At 40.6% G+C, this 16,084-nt stretch carries 21 protein-coding genes and 1 tRNA gene; 15 read left to right on the top strand and 7 right to left on the bottom strand.

All coding sequences use genetic code 11. The features are described 5' to 3' along the window. Positions 1 to 5 precede the first annotated feature (5 nt). The 3 genes from DYI25_RS10675 (at position 6) to DYI25_RS10665 (ending at position 3,638) form a co-directional block, all read left to right on the top strand. Positions 6 to 1,895, top strand: coding sequence for an LTA synthase family protein (locus DYI25_RS10675; protein ID WP_213368580.1), 1,890 nt, complete (start codon positions 6 to 8; stop codon positions 1,893 to 1,895). Between the two features lie 244 nt (positions 1,896 to 2,139). Next, positions 2,140 to 3,300 (top strand): hypothetical protein, encoded by a 1,161-nt coding sequence (locus tag DYI25_RS10670; RefSeq protein WP_213368578.1) that lies wholly within the window; start codon positions 2,140 to 2,142, stop codon positions 3,298 to 3,300. A 23-nt stretch (positions 3,301 to 3,323) separates the two neighbouring features. After that, positions 3,324 to 3,638 carry an MTH1187 family thiamine-binding protein gene (locus tag DYI25_RS10665; RefSeq protein ID WP_213368576.1) on the top strand — a complete coding sequence of 105 codons (315 nt, stop codon included), beginning with the start codon at positions 3,324 to 3,326 and terminating at the stop codon, positions 3,636 to 3,638. Positions 3,639 to 3,686: 48 nt separating this feature from the next. On the opposite strand, the gene DYI25_RS10660 is transcribed toward DYI25_RS10665, so the two are convergent. Together DYI25_RS10660 and DYI25_RS10655 are read right to left on the bottom strand one after the other, a co-directional pair. Further along, positions 3,687 to 3,860: a DUF2759 domain-containing protein gene (locus tag DYI25_RS10660; protein ID WP_213368574.1), complete on the bottom strand. Its 174-nt coding sequence runs from the start codon at positions 3,858 to 3,860 to the stop codon at positions 3,687 to 3,689. Positions 3,861 to 3,962: 102 nt separating this feature from the next. Further along, on the bottom strand, positions 3,963 to 4,442 hold the full coding sequence (locus DYI25_RS10655; RefSeq protein ID WP_213368572.1) for a hypothetical protein: 480 nt from the start codon (positions 4,440 to 4,442) through the stop codon (positions 3,963 to 3,965). Between the two features lie 176 nt (positions 4,443 to 4,618). On the opposite strand from DYI25_RS10655, the gene DYI25_RS10650 reads away from it, so the two are divergent. Together DYI25_RS10650 and DYI25_RS10645 are read left to right on the top strand one after the other, a co-directional pair. Beyond that, complete coding sequence (locus DYI25_RS10650; protein ID WP_213368570.1) at positions 4,619 to 5,254, top strand: MBL fold metallo-hydrolase; 636 nt, start codon at positions 4,619 to 4,621, stop codon at positions 5,252 to 5,254. Positions 5,255 to 5,424: 170 nt separating this feature from the next. Beyond that, complete coding sequence (locus DYI25_RS10645; RefSeq protein ID WP_213368569.1) at positions 5,425 to 6,516, top strand: class I SAM-dependent methyltransferase; 1,092 nt, start codon at positions 5,425 to 5,427, stop codon at positions 6,514 to 6,516. 64 nt (positions 6,517 to 6,580) lie between these two features. Here the strand turns inward: DYI25_RS10645 and DYI25_RS10640 are convergent, their stop codons facing one another. Together DYI25_RS10640 and DYI25_RS10635 are read right to left on the bottom strand one after the other, a co-directional pair. Beyond that, on the bottom strand, positions 6,581 to 6,826 hold the full coding sequence (locus DYI25_RS10640) for a DUF2626 domain-containing protein (RefSeq protein WP_213368568.1): 246 nt from the start codon (positions 6,824 to 6,826) through the stop codon (positions 6,581 to 6,583). Between the two features lie 78 nt (positions 6,827 to 6,904). Beyond that, positions 6,905 to 7,606: a helix-turn-helix transcriptional regulator gene (locus DYI25_RS10635; RefSeq protein ID WP_213368567.1), complete on the bottom strand. Its 702-nt coding sequence runs from the start codon at positions 7,604 to 7,606 to the stop codon at positions 6,905 to 6,907. A gap of 193 nt (positions 7,607 to 7,799) precedes the next feature. Between DYI25_RS10635 and DYI25_RS10630 the strand changes: the two genes are divergently transcribed. Continuing rightward, positions 7,800 to 8,153 (top strand): Spx/MgsR family RNA polymerase-binding regulatory protein, encoded by a 354-nt coding sequence (locus tag DYI25_RS10630; RefSeq protein ID WP_213368566.1) that lies wholly within the window; start codon positions 7,800 to 7,802, stop codon positions 8,151 to 8,153. Between the two features lie 252 nt (positions 8,154 to 8,405). Here DYI25_RS10630 and DYI25_RS10625 read toward each other — a convergent pair. Next, a tRNA-Gln gene (locus DYI25_RS10625) sits at positions 8,406 to 8,477 on the bottom strand. Between the two features lie 134 nt (positions 8,478 to 8,611). Between DYI25_RS10625 and comGA the strand changes: the two genes are divergently transcribed. Genes comGA through DYI25_RS10580 form a run of 9 tightly spaced genes read left to right on the top strand, consistent with a single transcriptional unit; the run spans position 8,612 to position 13,357 of the window. Continuing rightward, positions 8,612 to 9,688, top strand: a complete 1,077-nt coding sequence (gene comGA, locus DYI25_RS10620) for a competence type IV pilus ATPase ComGA (protein WP_342032513.1) — start codon at positions 8,612 to 8,614, stop codon at positions 9,686 to 9,688. After that, positions 9,675 to 10,706, top strand: coding sequence for a competence type IV pilus assembly protein ComGB (gene comGB / locus DYI25_RS10615; protein WP_213368565.1), 1,032 nt, complete (start codon positions 9,675 to 9,677; stop codon positions 10,704 to 10,706). The genes comGA and comGB overlap by 14 nt, the downstream gene beginning before the upstream one ends. A gap of 35 nt (positions 10,707 to 10,741) precedes the next feature. After that, positions 10,742 to 11,062, top strand: a complete 321-nt coding sequence (comGC, locus tag DYI25_RS10610; protein WP_213369546.1) for a competence type IV pilus major pilin ComGC — start codon at positions 10,742 to 10,744, stop codon at positions 11,060 to 11,062. A 20-nt stretch (positions 11,063 to 11,082) separates the two neighbouring features. Then, positions 11,083 to 11,499 carry a competence type IV pilus minor pilin ComGD gene (gene comGD / locus DYI25_RS10605; protein ID WP_213368563.1) on the top strand — a complete coding sequence of 139 codons (417 nt, stop codon included), beginning with the start codon at positions 11,083 to 11,085 and terminating at the stop codon, positions 11,497 to 11,499. Further along, positions 11,483 to 11,815 (top strand): hypothetical protein, encoded by a 333-nt coding sequence (locus tag DYI25_RS10600; RefSeq protein WP_213368561.1) that lies wholly within the window; start codon positions 11,483 to 11,485, stop codon positions 11,813 to 11,815. Before comGD ends, DYI25_RS10600 begins: the two co-directional genes overlap by 17 nt. Next, a complete protein-coding gene (gene comGF / locus DYI25_RS10595; RefSeq protein WP_213368560.1) occupies positions 11,769 to 12,242 on the top strand; it encodes a competence type IV pilus minor pilin ComGF in 474 nt (157 codons plus the stop codon). Before DYI25_RS10600 ends, comGF begins: the two co-directional genes overlap by 47 nt. A gap of 59 nt (positions 12,243 to 12,301) precedes the next feature. Next, a complete protein-coding gene (gene comGG, locus DYI25_RS10590; protein WP_213368559.1) occupies positions 12,302 to 12,613 on the top strand; it encodes a competence type IV pilus minor pilin ComGG in 312 nt (103 codons plus the stop codon). Between the two features lie 16 nt (positions 12,614 to 12,629). Next, complete coding sequence (locus tag DYI25_RS10585; protein WP_213368558.1) at positions 12,630 to 13,130, top strand: shikimate kinase; 501 nt, start codon at positions 12,630 to 12,632, stop codon at positions 13,128 to 13,130. Between the two features lie 41 nt (positions 13,131 to 13,171). Then, a complete protein-coding gene (locus DYI25_RS10580; RefSeq protein ID WP_023627343.1) occupies positions 13,172 to 13,357 on the top strand; it encodes a YqzE family protein in 186 nt (61 codons plus the stop codon). A 98-nt stretch (positions 13,358 to 13,455) separates the two neighbouring features. On the opposite strand, the gene DYI25_RS10575 is transcribed toward DYI25_RS10580, so the two are convergent. Together DYI25_RS10575 and DYI25_RS10570 are read right to left on the bottom strand one after the other, a co-directional pair. Continuing rightward, entirely contained in the window at positions 13,456 to 14,244 is a 789-nt protein-coding gene (locus DYI25_RS10575; RefSeq protein ID WP_213368557.1) for a YqhG family protein, read from the bottom strand. Beyond that, a complete protein-coding gene (locus tag DYI25_RS10570; protein ID WP_213368556.1) occupies positions 14,222 to 15,910 on the bottom strand; it encodes a DEAD/DEAH box helicase in 1,689 nt (562 codons plus the stop codon). Before DYI25_RS10570 ends, DYI25_RS10575 begins: the two co-directional genes overlap by 23 nt. Between the last annotated feature and the right edge of the window lie 174 nt (positions 15,911 to 16,084).

The raw sequence follows: 16,084 nt of genomic DNA, 5'->3' as shown, positions 1-16,084 counted from the left end.
AACAAATGAAAAATAATAAATGGACCAAAGCTTCTATTGTTGCTATCGCGACGATCCTGCTTTGGCTAAAGACTTATATTGCCTATAAAACTAGCTTCGATATAAAGATTGAAAACTGGAGACAGGAAATCATCCTGTTCATAAATCCATTAAGCTTCCTGATGCTCATTTTTGGTGTCAGCATGTTCATGAAGGAGAAGGCTCAGAAACGCTACATTTTGATTACTAGTTTCATAGTTTCAGCAATTTTGTTCGCAAATGTAGTGTTCTACCGCTTTTTCAATGACTTCCTTACAATACCTGTGCTTTTCCAAACGAGCAATATGAGCGATTTGGGAAGCAGCGTTACTGAATTGATCAATATCAGTGATTTGTTGTATTTTGCTGATTTCCTCGTTTTGCCATTTTTGTTGAAAATCAAACCTAATCTTATGGGGTATCGGGAATATTCTAAGATGGACCGCAGAGCATTTTTCCTTGTAGCAATTGCGATTGCTTTCTTTAACCTGGGAATGGCTGAAACTGAGCGTCCGCAGCTGTTGACAAGAACGTTCGATCGAGAAATGCTGGTCAAAAATATTGGAACATATAATTACCATCTTTATGATGCTTTCTTACAGTCAAAGTCATCGGCACAAAGAGCAATGGCTGATGGAAGTGAACTGGCTGACATCGACAACTATGTGCGTGCAAACTATCTGCCGCCGGACGATGAGATGTTTGGTATTGCGAAAGGCAAGAATGTCATTATGGTTTCGATGGAATCCACACAGAATTTTGTTATAAACCAAACTGTGAATGGACAGGAAATTACGCCTTTCCTGAACGATTTCATTAAAGAAAGTTATTACTTTAATAATTTCTATCACCAGACCGGCCAGGGGAAAACTTCGGATTCCGAATTCCTTGTTGATAACTCACTGTATCCATTAAGCCGCGGTGCAGTTTTCTTTACGCACTCGGGTAATGAATATACCGCAACTCCTGAAATTTTGAATGAAAACGGCTATTACACTGCTTCTCTGCATGCGAATAATAAGAGTTTCTGGAACCGTGATATCATGTATCAATCACTGGGCTACGAGCGCTTCTATTCATTGCCGGATTATGAAGTGGAAGAAGAAAATTCAGTAGGCTGGGGCATGAAAGATATTGAGTTTTTCCAACAGTCTATCGATCACTTGAAGGCTATGCCGAAGCCATTCTATTCAAAGTTCATTACATTGACGAATCACTTCCCATTCGAACTAAAAGAGGAAGACCGCCTTATCGAGCCATATACGTCAAATGATAAGACAGTTAACAACTATTTCCCGACTGTCCGTTATCAGGATGAGGCTTTGAAGCTTTTTATACAAAAATTAAAAGACGAAGGTCTCTATGAAGACTCAATCATCATTTTATACGGTGACCATTATGGAATCTCAGAGAACCATAATAAGGCGATGGGTGAATATCTTGGCAAGGAAATCACGCCATTTGAAAGCACTCAGCTGCAGCAGGTGCCATTGATTATTCATATCCCAGGCCAGGAAGGAAAGACGATTCCAACTGTTGGAGGCCAGATTGACCTCAAGCCGACTATTCTTCACCTGTTAGGGATTGATAGTAAGAATAACATTGACTTTGGGTCAGACCTATTTTCAAAGGATCGACTTGACTTTGCAGTTCTGCGTGATGGCAGCTTCATCACTGAGGATTATGTATTTACAAGAGAAACTTGCTATGATAAGGCAACTGGTGAGCCGACTGATAATGCAGCTTGTGAGCCTTTCTTTGAACAAGCAAAGAACGAGCTCGAGTTTTCCGATAAAATCATTTACGGTGACTTGCTGAGATTTTATGATGAGAAAAATGCCAGTAAAGAAAAGGGTTACCCGAAATCAAATGAGTAAAATTTAGTGAAACCTGTGCCTTAATGGTGCAGGTTTTTATTATGGAGAGTATTCCTTTTAAATAAAGGTGGTAATTTGTCTGGAACCATGGGATATTACATAGGGGGATTTCCGCATGAATTGGCGTATGCCATTAAAATTCTGTATTGAAAATATATATTTATAGATTTTTCATAATTCATTGAAACATTTAGGCGTTTCTAACGTACAGATATATACATTGTTTAAAATAGGGGGGGCAGTGGTGAGACATATTAATGATAGTACATATCGTATACCTTATGTTATCTGGTTGTTGCTGATCATCGTCACTTCTGCATTCGGCCTTTCCGGCTGCTCCCAGGAGCTTGATGGTTCATTGCATGAAGGAGCTGATCACAGCTTAAATAGAATAAAGGAAGCCCCTGGGCCTTCGTTTTTAGGAGCTGAAATTATTCCAATCGAGATTGGAGAGCAAGAGGAGTTTTATAAGTCATCAGGCTGGCTCAGTGATTCAGAAATCCTCTATGTTTCAAACAAAGGGGAAAATTCTTCTTTTTTATATTCATACAATCTTGGAACAGGGAAGGAAACATTGCTATATAGAAGTGCGAACCCAATCATTACCGCGGTACCGAGTCCAGAGAAGACAAAGGTGCTGATTCATAGTGCTGCGTCAGAGGAGGGGATCCTGACTATTATCGATTTGTCCGGTAAGGAATTGTATTCTACAAGCATTCAATCCTATGAACTAACATTTGAATGGAATCCATTCGATGAAAATTTGCTAGTGATTTCTGCATTTACAGATGAATGGGATTTCAGTAGTTATTTATTGGATTTAAGGGAAAATAACCTAGAGGAACTCAATCTGCCAGAGCCTTTTGTAAGATGGATTTCTGAGAGTATGCTTGTATATCAGGAGTGGGATGAAGACGGTATTTCACTTAAGGCTCCACTACGGTCGGTTTCCTTGAAGGGAAATAAGGCTGAAATCTTACTTGAAGAAGTATATCAGTTTGATTCCATTGGGTCGTATTTAATGACTGTAAAAGTGAATGAGGAAGAAAATCAAGAATTGGGACTGTATACATTTTTCCGGGATGGTGACAAATCGATCGCTACTATCACGGCTCCTTTGTTAACTTCTTTTTCTGGATGGGTCGTTCCTTTTTATGATTTAATGGAAAATGGAAAGGGATTTATCTATTTACAGGCAACAGAGCAGGGGGAAGCGGACATTTACGATGGTACCTTCAATTTAATGCGTTATCATTTAGATACAAGTAAAGAGGAAGTTCTTTTCACCGAAATGGCAAACGAACCACTTTCCTGTTCACCTTCCGGGGGAATGTGCTTGTACGGTTTCCAGTTTGAAAAAATCTTGAACATCGAGACAAACGAGATAATAGATCTCGTTCATTAATTATTTTGCAAGGAGAGATTTTGATGGCAATTGTTGATGTAACAGTAATCCCAATCGGAACTCAGACACCAAGTGTCAGTTCTTATGTAGCAGATATCCAAAGAATTCTTAAGCAGTATGAAGAACAGGGCAAAATCCAATATCAACTTACGCCGATGAATACTTTGATTGAAGGAGAACTTCGCGTTTTGTTTGAGGTGATCCAGGCGATTCACGAAGCACCGTTCAATGCAGGCATCCAGCGAGTAGCTACAAATATCCGGATTGACGACAGGCGTGATGTGAAAAGAAAGATGCAGGAAAAGGTAAACAGGGTAAACGAATTGCTTCAAAAATAGAAACGAAAAAAGACCACCTGCAAAGGGTGGTCTTTTTTGTGCTTCAAATTAATGCGCTGTTGGGAATCCAGAGTTAAGGAGCGTCATGATTGTGAACCAGCCAATAACCAAGAATGTTCCTCCACCAAATACGATTCCAAGAACGTTTTTGTTTTTAAGTGCCGAAAATGTTGCATACCCGGCAAGCAGTGTAATTAAAGCGCAAATAATAGCAAAACCCATGAAAAAGCCCCCTTATAATATTAGGCAGACAATCAGCCTGTTGGATAAAAAAATTAGGCGGCAGCCTGTTATGTAATGACAAGCATACACTCGTTTTTTATTTTATATTTTTTTACAACATTTGTCGAGGTCTAAAAACTCAACTTTCACCTCATATGCCTTTACTATACCCAATACTAGGTCAGTATAATGGTCTATAGAAAAATAAATACCTGCAGCAGACATAAAAACAAGATGTTCTTTTAGCTGAATAAGAGCCATTTCAGTCTGAACTTCGCTGCCACCTGTAAATCTGAAGGCTGACAAATCATTAGCGAATAGAAAAGTATCGACACCAGCTTGAAATCCATAGTCGTAAAAATCTTCTCCCGCAAATCCTTCTGTTTTTATCAATTGATGTGTTTCTTCATGAAGATCCGCTTCCAACAGCAATCCTAAAGCTACATCTGCAATTTGCTGCTCCCCATAAATATAAATATTTTCATGAACAAGAAGCGGAGGGGCGGCTGAGAGAAGAAACTGTTCAAACTCGGGCAGCTCTGAAAGTATAGGGCTGGCCTCAATTCCAATGAAAATTTGCACTTGGCAGCCTCCTTTGTGCTGAATTGTACAAAACTAATTAATTGTGGTTTGAAAACTCATCCTTTAGGTTTGCTCATCAGGGCACTGAGCTTTTCTATCGCAATCCTTAAAACTTGCCTGACAATAGTGTAAAATAAATATATTAATAATACCACTAGAAGCTGGAGGCTAATTTGATGAAATGGAAACAGATTCCCCTTGGTCCTTTACAAACAAATTGCTATATAGTTTATGATGAAAACCAATCCTGCCTGATTGTAGATCCGGGTGATAATCCAAAGAAGCTGGCAACAGTGATTGAACAGCTTCAATTGAAGCCAGAAGCAATTGTGCTCACACACGCCCATTTCGACCATATCGGGGCAGTGGATAGAATTAGGGATAAGTACGGAATCAAAGTATATATCCATGAAAACGAAAAGGATTGGCTATCAGACCCAGCCTTGAATGGTTCAAGGCATTTCATGCTTAATGAGCCAATCAAAGCGCGCTCTGCTGATTACTTGATCAAAGATGAAGGTGTAATGTCAATTGGCAGTTTTAAGTTCGAAGTGTTTGAAACACCTGGGCATTCTCCAGGGAGTATATCGATTTATTTCCCAGAAGCACAGTTTGTCCTGGCAGGAGACGCACTTTTTAATGGAAGCATTGGGAGGACGGATTTACCGGGTGGCAACCATAATCAACTAATCAGAAGCATCCATGATAAGCTCCTGACATTGCCAGAACAAATAGAGGTGCTTCCTGGACACGGACCAGCAACCTCGATTGGTTTAGAAATGGATTCGAATCCTTTTTTAAACGGATTTTAGAAGGTAGCAGAATGGATAAAGGAAACTAGGAAAGCCCTTCTCAAAGAGAAGGGCTTTCCTGGGGGATGTTCTATTCATATCATGGGAGGGGATATAGTTAAGCTACTACTAAAACAATATAATAACGAAAACACTATGTCAATAGTGAAAACTTTTTTCAAGGAGTAATTATGAAAGAACTTATTACACAATTTATTGACGCCTCCCCGGAAAAAATGATTACATATGCTGAGTATATAGAACTTGCACTCTATCATCCGGAGGAAGGTTATTACATAAAGGAACGCCAAAAAATAGGCAAAGAGGGGGACTTTTATACATCCAGCAATGTGTCTGATGTATTTGGCAAATTGATAGGAAAATGGTTTGCGAAAAATTTCAAAAATCTCGGCTTGCCGCCATCTGTTTGTGAAATAGGAGCTGGAAATGGTCGCTTTGCCAGGGCATTTATTCAAGGGTGGAATGAATGGAAGGATGAAACACTTACTTATTGTATCGTTGAAGCGAGTCCTTATCATCGAACGCTTCAGGAAGCGGAATTGAACGGTCTAGAAGAAGTGGACATCCTTTATGCTGATACATTTGCATACACAGGCATGAAACAAGGGCTGATTTTTTCAAATGAATTATTTGATGCCTTTCCTGTCCATGTCGTCGAAAAAAGCGAGGGTATTGTGAAAGAAGTTTTTATTGTCCATGAAAATGGGCAATTAAAAGAGAGCATGCTTCCAGTAATGAATGATCGAATCATCGCTTTTTTAAACGACCAAGAACTTGAACTGGCTGAAGGGCAAAGAATTGAGATTCCGCTTGCTTTTGAACCGTTCATTAAATCTATAGCTGATCACTTCATGAAGGGCATCATGGTGACTGTAGATTATGGATATACGAAAGAAGAATGGATGCACCCATCACGCAGGCGCGGAAGTTTAAGAGGATATTACCAACACCAGATGCATCATGATGTTTTGCAGCATCCAGGGGAGATGGATATTACCAGTCATGTGCATTTTGATGCACTTAAATCAATTGGTGAAAAATACAGCCTGGACTTTGTCCAAAAAATGAGGCAGGATGAGTTCCTGATGGCTGCAGGTATATTAGAAGAGCTTGCGGAACACCATGACCCAAATCCGTTTTCTGAAGCAAGTAAGCGGAATCGCGCTATACGGAGCCTGATCTTGCCAGGGGGGATCAGCCAGTCCTTTGATGTCGTCGTCCAGGCGAAGGGTCTGGAATACACGGCTGAAAAATTATTTTAATATACGCTCAAATAAAAAAAGCGATGGATAACCATCGCTTTTTTTATTTGAGCGTAACAATTGATCAATGTCCAGTTCCACCTAATGGCATCATAAATGTTGACCAGTAAGTAAATCCTGCAAAGAAAATCGTTAAGTATGCGCCGAAGACGTAAATGTACATACGCTCAGACAGTTTCAAGTAACTTAAAAGCAAGAAAAATCCAGTTTGACCAAAGAAAATCAAGGACGTTGTATACATGTGACCCAAGAAAAACATCACAGCAAAGATTCCCGTCCAGAATCCTAAAACTCTGTACATACGATCCAAAGATATCCCTCCTTTACCCTACAGTCCATCACTATCATATTATAAAGTAAAGTGGAGTGAAAAGTAAACAAGGATTGATTATTGTGCAATAACAGCTTGATATGAACAAGAGTCACAGCCTGTGAACATGTTCGCTTTTTCAATCAGCTCGATATCACCAAACAGGGATTCGAACATTCCGCGCAAAAATTCATAGTGCATATTGCACACTGTTTCTGTATGCTCCATTGCCACTTCCTTGAAAGGACAGTTGAATATCTGGAAGTAGATCTTAGTTTTTTCTGTGTTCGGTTCGAATTCAGGATAAAACCCTGCAAGAGTCGCAGCGTTTTTTATTGAGTTAAGTTTTTGTTCAAACGTCATTTCAGCTGACATTTGTGGATGTCGGGATACTTCCTGTTCCATCAGTTCTTCACCGAAACGTTTTCCAGTCATGTACAATGCTTTTTTTCCTGCTTCTCCAAGCGACATCATCGTTGTCATCGCGATTTTGGACAATAGCTGATAATCGCGGTATGGGAAGTGCAGCTGGATCACTTCATCTGACAGACGATACAGTCTGCTTGGACGGCCGCCTTTGCCAGTCTTTTTTGTTTCTGAAATCAGCATGTTCACATCTTCGAGTTTCGATAAATGCAGCCTTGCTACATTTGGATGGATATCAAAATTGTCGGCGATTTCCTGTACAGTTACATCCTTATGCCTTTTTGTGATGTATTGATAAATATAATAACGCGTTGGGTCAGACAAAACACTTGTAATTTTTAATGTTTGCTCCACCTTAGTTCACCTCAGCCCACTAATTTGCCTTCATTATAATACAGGAGAAAATAAGGTTTACACTGTTTACACTATATGTTTAGAAAATGTTCACAATTGAATGGCGAAATGATGACAAATTAGTGTACAAATGTTATACAAAAGTTATACAATATGTATATATGATAATTTTGTTCGCCAGGAGGTTAACTTAATGGAAGAGCTGACGTTTTATTCTTATCCAAGCTGTACTTCATGCCGTAAAACAAAAAAGTGGCTGGTCTCTAACAGCGTGAAATTCAATGAACGTCATATGTTCAAAGATACTCCATCGAAAAAAGAATTGTTGAAGATTTTAGCACTGACGACTGAAGGCTTTGATGAACTGCTTGCAACAAGGGGAGAAACTTATAAAAATCTGGGTGTGGAAATGGAAGACCTGCCACTTTCAGAGGTAATCAAACTTGTCATTGAGGAACCGAAGCTGCTTAGACGACCGATTTTGACAGACGGGAAGAAGCTTATTGTTGGATTTAACCCTGATGCCTTGAAAAAAATTGCGAAATAATAAGAAAAGCGGAAGCGCCTTGGTCAGCCCCGACAAGCGCTGGAGGGCCGCCCAGTGAAGTCGCTTTTTGACTTCATTGGGCGGACTGAAGCGACTCGAGGGGCTAGGCGCTGAAGCTGGACAATAAGAAAAGCGGAAGCGCCTTGGTCAGCCCCGACAAGCGCTGGAGTTGGATTAAAAAATCCATATATAGGTATCCACAACCAAGTTAATTAAAAAAACGGAAGCGTTTGCTTCCGTTTTTTCTAATAGCTGGGCTAGCTGGATTCGAACCAACGCATGACGGAGTCAAAGTCCGTTGCCTTACCGCTTGGCTATAGCCCAATAATATGACTTGTTGACGTTACGGTAGTTATTATAAATAGAACTGTCACTTTTTATACATATTTAAGTCTGATTATTTGCAGGAAGGGAAGGGATTATGGCGAAATCCTTTTTATAACTAAAAAAGGTGGTGCATCTTTATTGTTAAATCAATTGAACAGCTAGCGGATAATGTCTTAAAAGATGCTTTAAGAAGTGGTGCGTCGGACATTCATATTATTCCTCGCGAAAAAGACACACTGATTAAATTCAGGCTCGGCAATCAGCTGCTTCCCCGATACACGCTTGAACAGGCTGATTGTGAGAGGCTCATTTCCCACTTCAAATTCACAGCTTCAATGGATATTGGTGAAAAAAGACGGCCTCAAAGTGGTGCTTTTACCTATCAATATCAAGATATGAAGATAGGCCTAAGGATCTCCACGCTTCCAGCCTACCAGAGCGAAAGCATGGTCATTCGTCTCCTTCCCGAACAAAAACAAACTCCTTCTTACCAAATATCATTATTTCCATCCACATCTAAAAAACTGATTTCCCTTTTAAAACACGCACATGGCTTGATTATTTTTACTGGACCGACAGGCAGCGGTAAAACGACTACCTTATATTCCATGCTTTCTGAAACCGCGGATTTGGTGAAGCGTAATGTCATTACACTTGAAGATCCAATTGAAAAACCGAGTGATACAGTGCTGCAGGTCCAGGTCAATGAACGGGCTGGAATTTCATATTCTGCCGGCTTGAAAGCAATTCTCAGGCATGATCCGGATATCATAATGGTTGGGGAAATCAGGGATAAAGAAACTGCGGAGACCGCAATAAGAGCCTCTTTAACAGGTCATTTGGTATTAACAACTATGCATACGAGGGATGCCAGAGGAGCAATTTACAGGCTGATTGAATTCGGGATTAATTGGCTTGAGATTGAACAGACACTGATTGCAGTTACGGCACAAAGACTTGTTGAACTGACATGTCCGTATTGCGAAGGAGGCTGCTCGCCGTTTTGCTTTTCATCAGGCAGCGGCAAAAGAGGGAATGTATTCGAAATCCTTACGGGGAAGGATTTATCTGCGGTCCTAAAAGAAGCGAAGGGGGAACTTCAAAGTTATCATTACAAAACTCTCAAGGATGCAATCCGGAAAGGCATCGCGCTTGGATTCATCAAGGAATCCGAATACCAAAGGTGGGTACTCAATGATGGAGAGTAAGTGGCCTGTCGCCGAACAGGCTCGGTTCCTCAAAAGGACCGGGGAACTGCTGTCGCGCGGTTATTCTTTGGCAGAAGCGATTGAGTCCATGACTTTTTATTTAGAGAAGAAAAGGAAGGATGAGGTTAAAAGAAGCCTTGAAAAGTTGCGTGAAGGATTTCCCTTATATTTGATTCTTGCAGAATTAAATTTTAAAAAGGACCTGGTCAGCTATGTTTATTTTGCCGAGCAGCATGGAGGACTTGCCAATACTTTAACAGAGGGCAGTGATATGGTACTTAAGAGGGAAGCGGACTTCCAGAGATTAAAAAGGCTCGCTGCTTATCCAGTATTGTTAGTATTTCTTACGTTTATTTTATTCTTTTTTGTCAACAGGATTTTGCTGCCGAAATTCGACTCGCTTTTTTCAGACATGAATCTAGCCCCCAATATTTTTATGAAAGCCATCGCGGCTGCAGCCACCATTCTTCCTTTCACACTCTATTTCCTTCTTAGTCTCATAACATTGCTTGCCCTATACTACGTGATCAGCTTTAAGAAGCTTCACCCGCTAAAACAAAAAGTAAGGCTTGTGAAGCTGCCGATTGCCGGCAAATTTATCAGGCTTCTTTACTCACACTATTTTTCGGTTCAGTTAAGCTATTTGTTTTCTGGGGGCCTTTCTGTGCTTGCTGCATTGAAGGTGTTTGAGCAAAATCTACATGAACCTTTTTCAAGGGAGATAGGAAAGGACATGATTTCGAAATTGGCTGCTGGCCATGATTTTGACAGGGCAGTTGGAGAGTATCCGTTTTTTGAAGAAGAGCTGCCGAGGATCATCAGGCATGGGCAAAAGAATGGCAAGCTGGACCAGGAGCTTTATTTTTATAGCAGGCACTGCCTAAAGGAACTAGAAGACAAAATGGAAAAAGCGATGAAGACGGTGCAGCCCATTTTGTACAGCTTCATTGGCCTGCTTGTCGTTTCACTGTATCTCGCCATATTGTTGCCGATGTTCCAAATGATGAAAGGAATCTAACATTTTTTATGCGAAAAAATAAAGGAGAATACATGATGAAAAATCAAAAGGGTTTTACTTTGATAGAAATGATGATTGTTTTGCTCGTTATCTCCGTTCTTCTTATCATTACCGTCCCCAATATCTCTTCACATAGTTCAAATATCAATACGAAGGGCTGCGAGGCTTATATGAAAATGGTCGAGGCACAGGTTCAGGCATACAAAATTGATAAAAAAGCAACTCCTACATTCGCACAGCTTCATAGTGATGGATACTTAAAAAGTGCAGATGCCGCTTGTCCAGACGGAACCCAGATCGAGATTACTGTACAAGGTTCAGTGCAAAAGAAATCGACTACATCTACAGGCCAATGAACCACTCTGGCGGTTTTACTATGGTCGAAATGCTGATCGTGCTTTCAGCCTTCTTTATGCTTACCCTCACATCTGCATTTCTGTTTTCACCCCAAAAAGACATGCTTGAAAAGGATCTTTTCTTTTCACAATTTAAATCCGACCTGCTATACAGCCAGCAATATGCGATTTCCCATCAAGAGACAATTACTGTCCATATCATGCCAGAAAATAATTATTACTATATCCGAGGAACGGATTATGCTGCGCCATATTTGGCCAAAAGAAATTACTCACCTGAAATCAATGTGGAACAAGGGACTATGAAGTTATTGTTCCGCTACATGCCTGATGGGAATATTGATAGCTTCGGGTCTATTTATGTAAGTACAGGATCAAAGAGATACAAGATGATGATTCAGATTGGAAAGGGCAGGTTCTATGTTTCGGAGGAATGAGGGATTTTTTCTCAGTGAAATGTTGCTATCACTAGCTGCGTTTTTCATGGGTGGAGTAATTTTGCTCCCGATTGCCATACATGTCATCAATCAAACAGTGGAGTCCGAAAAAAATACAGCAGCCAGCAATTTATTATATGACGAATTGATGTTTTTAAAAATTACTGGAACCGATTCTGGCAGAGGATACATTGAGCAGAATGGCGAGCTGTATGAAGTAGTGGTCACTAAGAATGAGGGGGATTCTTCGTGGGAGGTTTGTATTCATTATGATATCGCTCAGAAACAACACCAAAAATGTGCTCCTGCAGAGTGAACGAGGCTTCACAATGGTTGAAATGCTTTTATCTGTTCTGCTATTCTTGATGATTACCTCGATGCTGCCGCTAGGTATGAAAATCATCCTTGATCATCGTGTTGTGGATACTGCGGTGAGGAAAATGGAATGGGAGGTCTTTAGCAGCCAGGTGAAAAAGGAGATACGTTCGGCGCAGCAGCTGACTGTCCAGCCTGATAAGCTCCTGATGAAGGTTGATGGGCAATTCATTCTTTATGAAAAATATGCTTCCAGTATGCGGAGGAGAGTGAATTACCAGGGGCATGAAATCTTAATGCAAAACCTGTCAAGCTTCGGCTTTGGAAAAATAGCGGATGGCGTAGAGATAAAGGCCAAGGATGTCCAAGGAATTGATTATTCAGTCAGGGCTCATCAATTTTTTCAAACTGGGGGTGTCGAACCATAAATCAAAAAGGTTTTGTTTATCCGCTCTCGATGATTTTTTTATTATTAGTGTCATTCTTTTTGCTGATACTGACAGAGAATTATCTCGCAGGAAAAAGATTTGCGAAAGAAACAGAGACGATACGGCTGCAAGAATACTATATGCTGTGTTCGGCCAAACAGGCTGAGGCCATGCTGCGGGAGGGAAATTTGCCGCCCTCAGGAATATTGAACTATCGGTTAGGAGATGTTGTTTTTCAAAAACAAGCCGTTTCAGGAAGTTTAGAAGAAGTGACCTTCAACCTTAAGCTGGACAGTGGAGAGAAAGCTCTTGGTATTGGCCAATATGACAAGGAAAGCGGTGCAATGTTAAGATGGAGAGAAAAGAATTGACAGGTGATTATGAGATATGGAAGCTATCTATTTAATTGGTTTTATGGGTTCGGGCAAGACAACCGTATCGCAGGAATTAGCCAAAAAGCTTGAAGTAGCTGTTTACGACACTGACCAAGAGATTGTCAAGTTAGCCGGAAAGACGATTAATGAAATCTTCTCAATTGATGGGGAAGAGAAATTCCGTGAACTGGAGTCTAAAGTTTTATATTCCCTGCCTTTAAAGGATGCAGTTGTTTCCACTGGAGGAGGAATTATTGGCTCGGAAAAGAACAGAGCATTCTTAAGTGGAAAAATGAATGTTGTCTTTCTGAATGCGGAGTTCAGCATCATTATGGAAAGGCTGAAAGATGACGACACCAGGCCTTTATTAAGCACAAACAATATTGAAGCTGCTGAAACACTGTACAATAGCAGAATTCCATTTTATCGAGAGGCGGCATTTATCGAGATTGATACTTCCTGTAAATCAGTGTCAATAATCGTCAATGAAATCATCCAGCGTATGAAAAAGTAAGTCATGGTTATACTTGTTAACGAATGAAGGAAGGTGTAACCGTGAAAACAAATGATTATGTTAAATACCTTACCCAGACCGTTGTAAAATATATCGACCAGCCCAAGGAAGAGCGCCGGAAGATGAAGCAGGCAAAAAAAGAAGCAGAAGCTACCTTTCTTTTCAGGTGGTTTGGCATCCTTCCGTTTATGCTGATGTCGAGCATAAAAAAGAAAAAGAACAAATAACTGGAAAGCCCGGCTAAAGCGACAGCCGGGTTTTTTCGAGGGTATTATTTTTTCAGTTGTTGAATTAGGAATTTAATATATCCTGGCCAGCAGGATTACTATAAAGCATTTTCTGTTAAATAGAATAATCCGCCGTTGACAATTTCTATATTGACTTTCGGTTCATATTGGTCCTGTAATGCCGCTTTTTCAGTCTTAAAGCTATCAGACTCTTCTTCTTCGTCTTCATAAAAATGATGAAGTAATTCCAGGTCCTTCTGCCACCGCTTTCTTGCCTGCTCTGCCCAGGTATGATCCTCTTGTTCAACTCTTGTTGTCAAAAAAGACTGTATCCTGCTAACGCCGCTTTTTGGCTTAATTAATGGAGAAAGTGTATAGGCGTAATCCGGGATTTTTGTATTCAGCGGAAGCTTCAATAATCTGTCATGGAAGTCTTCTACCATCCTTCCGTTGATCAGATGCAGGCCGATCGAATGGAAAACATCCCGCTTCCGGTCACATTGATACGATATTTTCATATTCAGTCCAATCCAGGGTATAAGCGGTGTCTGTGTAGGAAATTGATTATTTTGATACAACCGTATATATCCGGCAAGATTTTTTGTCGATGCAAAGATTTGATGAAGTCGAGGTGACCCAAAATGGATGACCTCACCTTTGATATCTTCTGGCGCATATTGCTTATTGGTAATGAAGGTCAGCTTCATTGGATTGGGTACGCCGCCGGTTTTCTCAAGGTAATGCCAGTAAAACGGGCGGTTCATCAATTCCTTGTCGAGATCGACAGTCAACTGGACTGTCATATACCCCTTGTCATTCTCAAGCATTTCACAGCTATTTGCGGTAAAATATTTCTCGAGAAAATTATGGATTTCCTGTTGCTGCACGCTGATTTCCCTCCTTCATTTCCTCCGCGAACTGGATCATCGATGTCAGGTTTTCCATCTTGATACGAATCTCCCCTTCAGATGTGGATCTTCCAAAAATATCGGTCAAATGGTCTTCGATATTTCCAAACTCCAATTTAGTGAGGATATCATCAAGTTCACCGATGACCTTTTCAAACAGGTTGATTTTTTCGTATAGAAGTTTAAGTACATGCTCTTCAACGGTATCTTTTGTCGCGAAATTATATATCTTTACATCTTTTTCCTGCCCAAGGCGATGAATCCTTCCAATTCTTTGTTCAAGTCTCATCGGATTCCAGGGAAGGTCGAAGTTGATGATGTGGCTGCAGAATTGCAGGTTAATCCCTTCGCCTCCAGCCTCCGTTGCGATCAGTACCTGGACATTTTTCTGGAATAGCTCCCTCATCCAATCCTTTTTGCCGCGTTTGAATCCTCCTCGAAAGGGAACAGAAGTGATGCCATGCTGCTTCAAAAACCATTGAAGGTATAGCTGGGTGGCCCTATATTCTGTGAAAATGATGACTTTATCATCAATCTGCTTTATTAATTCAAGCGCTTTTTCAGCTTTAGAATTCTTCGTTACAGCCTCTACTCGTTTAATAAGCTGGGCGATGGTATTCTGGAATCCGACAGAGGGATTTTCCTGTCTTTGAAGCATGTTCCTGAGGGTGTAGAAAACAGCTTCCCGGCTGCTGCACGCTTCACGTTGAAGCGTCATTAACGAGAATTGGCTGGAGCTGAGACCAGCTTCTGAACCTCTTAAGGTCTGAACCGAATTGTACAGTGCCCGTTCTTCTTCCGAGAACTGGATTGGGATGGTTTCTACATGGCGCTTAGTCCATTCGATTCCAGTATCAGAGCGCCTGTTACGAATCATCACTTTATTTACCAGTTCTCTAAGATGTTCGTCATCATTAACAGACCTGGCGTCCTTTTTATATTTATCATAGAATACAGATTCACTGCCCAGATGTCCAGGTTTCAACAAGGAAACGAGGTTGAAGATCTCTTCAATGCGATTTTGTATTGGTGTAGCTGTCAGCAGCAGACAAAACCTTTTCTTGAGATTTTGGACAAATTCATAGTTTTTTGTTTTGTTATTTTTTAGCTTATGAGCTTCATCAATAATGATAAGGTCATAATTTAAATTATTGATGATGTCCCGGTGAGGTGCACGCTTGGCCGTATCAATCGAAGATACGACGACATCGCATTGCTCCCATACGTAGCTTTTCTTCTGGGCAATAGCAGGGATATGGAATTTTGTATTCAGCTCCATTGCCCACTGCGAGACTAGGGAAGCAGGAACAAGAATCAATACTTTTTTGACAAGGCCCCTGATCATGTATTCTTTCAAAATCAATCCTGCCTCGATTGTTTTTCCCAGACCAACTTCATCCGCCAGTATTGCTTTTCCATTCATGTTTTCAACGACCTGCTTCGCTACCTCCAGCTGATGCGGCAGAGGAGTGAGTTCAGGAAGGTGCGACGGTGCCTGAAGTCCCTCGAATTCAGGGATAATGGTATGTTTTTCTATCTCCACGGCCAGCTTGTATAGCTCCCAATTTCCCCAGGGGCCGTTCTTATCAATTCTTTCAGCCATTTCGTCCTGCCAGGAAGAATCAAAGTTGATTTGCACAGTCATTTTATCCACCTCTTTTAATGTATAAATATATTGCCGAAATTGGCTCTCTAATGGTAGGATGAAGTTAGCTTTTGAATGTTTTGAAATTTGTCATTTTATAGTCTTAAATAGTCAGTTTGCAGACATGTGTAATAACGTCTAGCATGCCCAATTGTGAAAATAATATAATTGCGG

Source organism: Mesobacillus boroniphilus, from assembly GCF_018424685.1.
GTDB classification, from domain to species: Bacteria; Bacillota; Bacilli; order Bacillales; family Cytobacillaceae; genus Mesobacillus; species Mesobacillus boroniphilus_A.
This window is presented reverse-complemented; position numbering and strand designations above follow the sequence as displayed.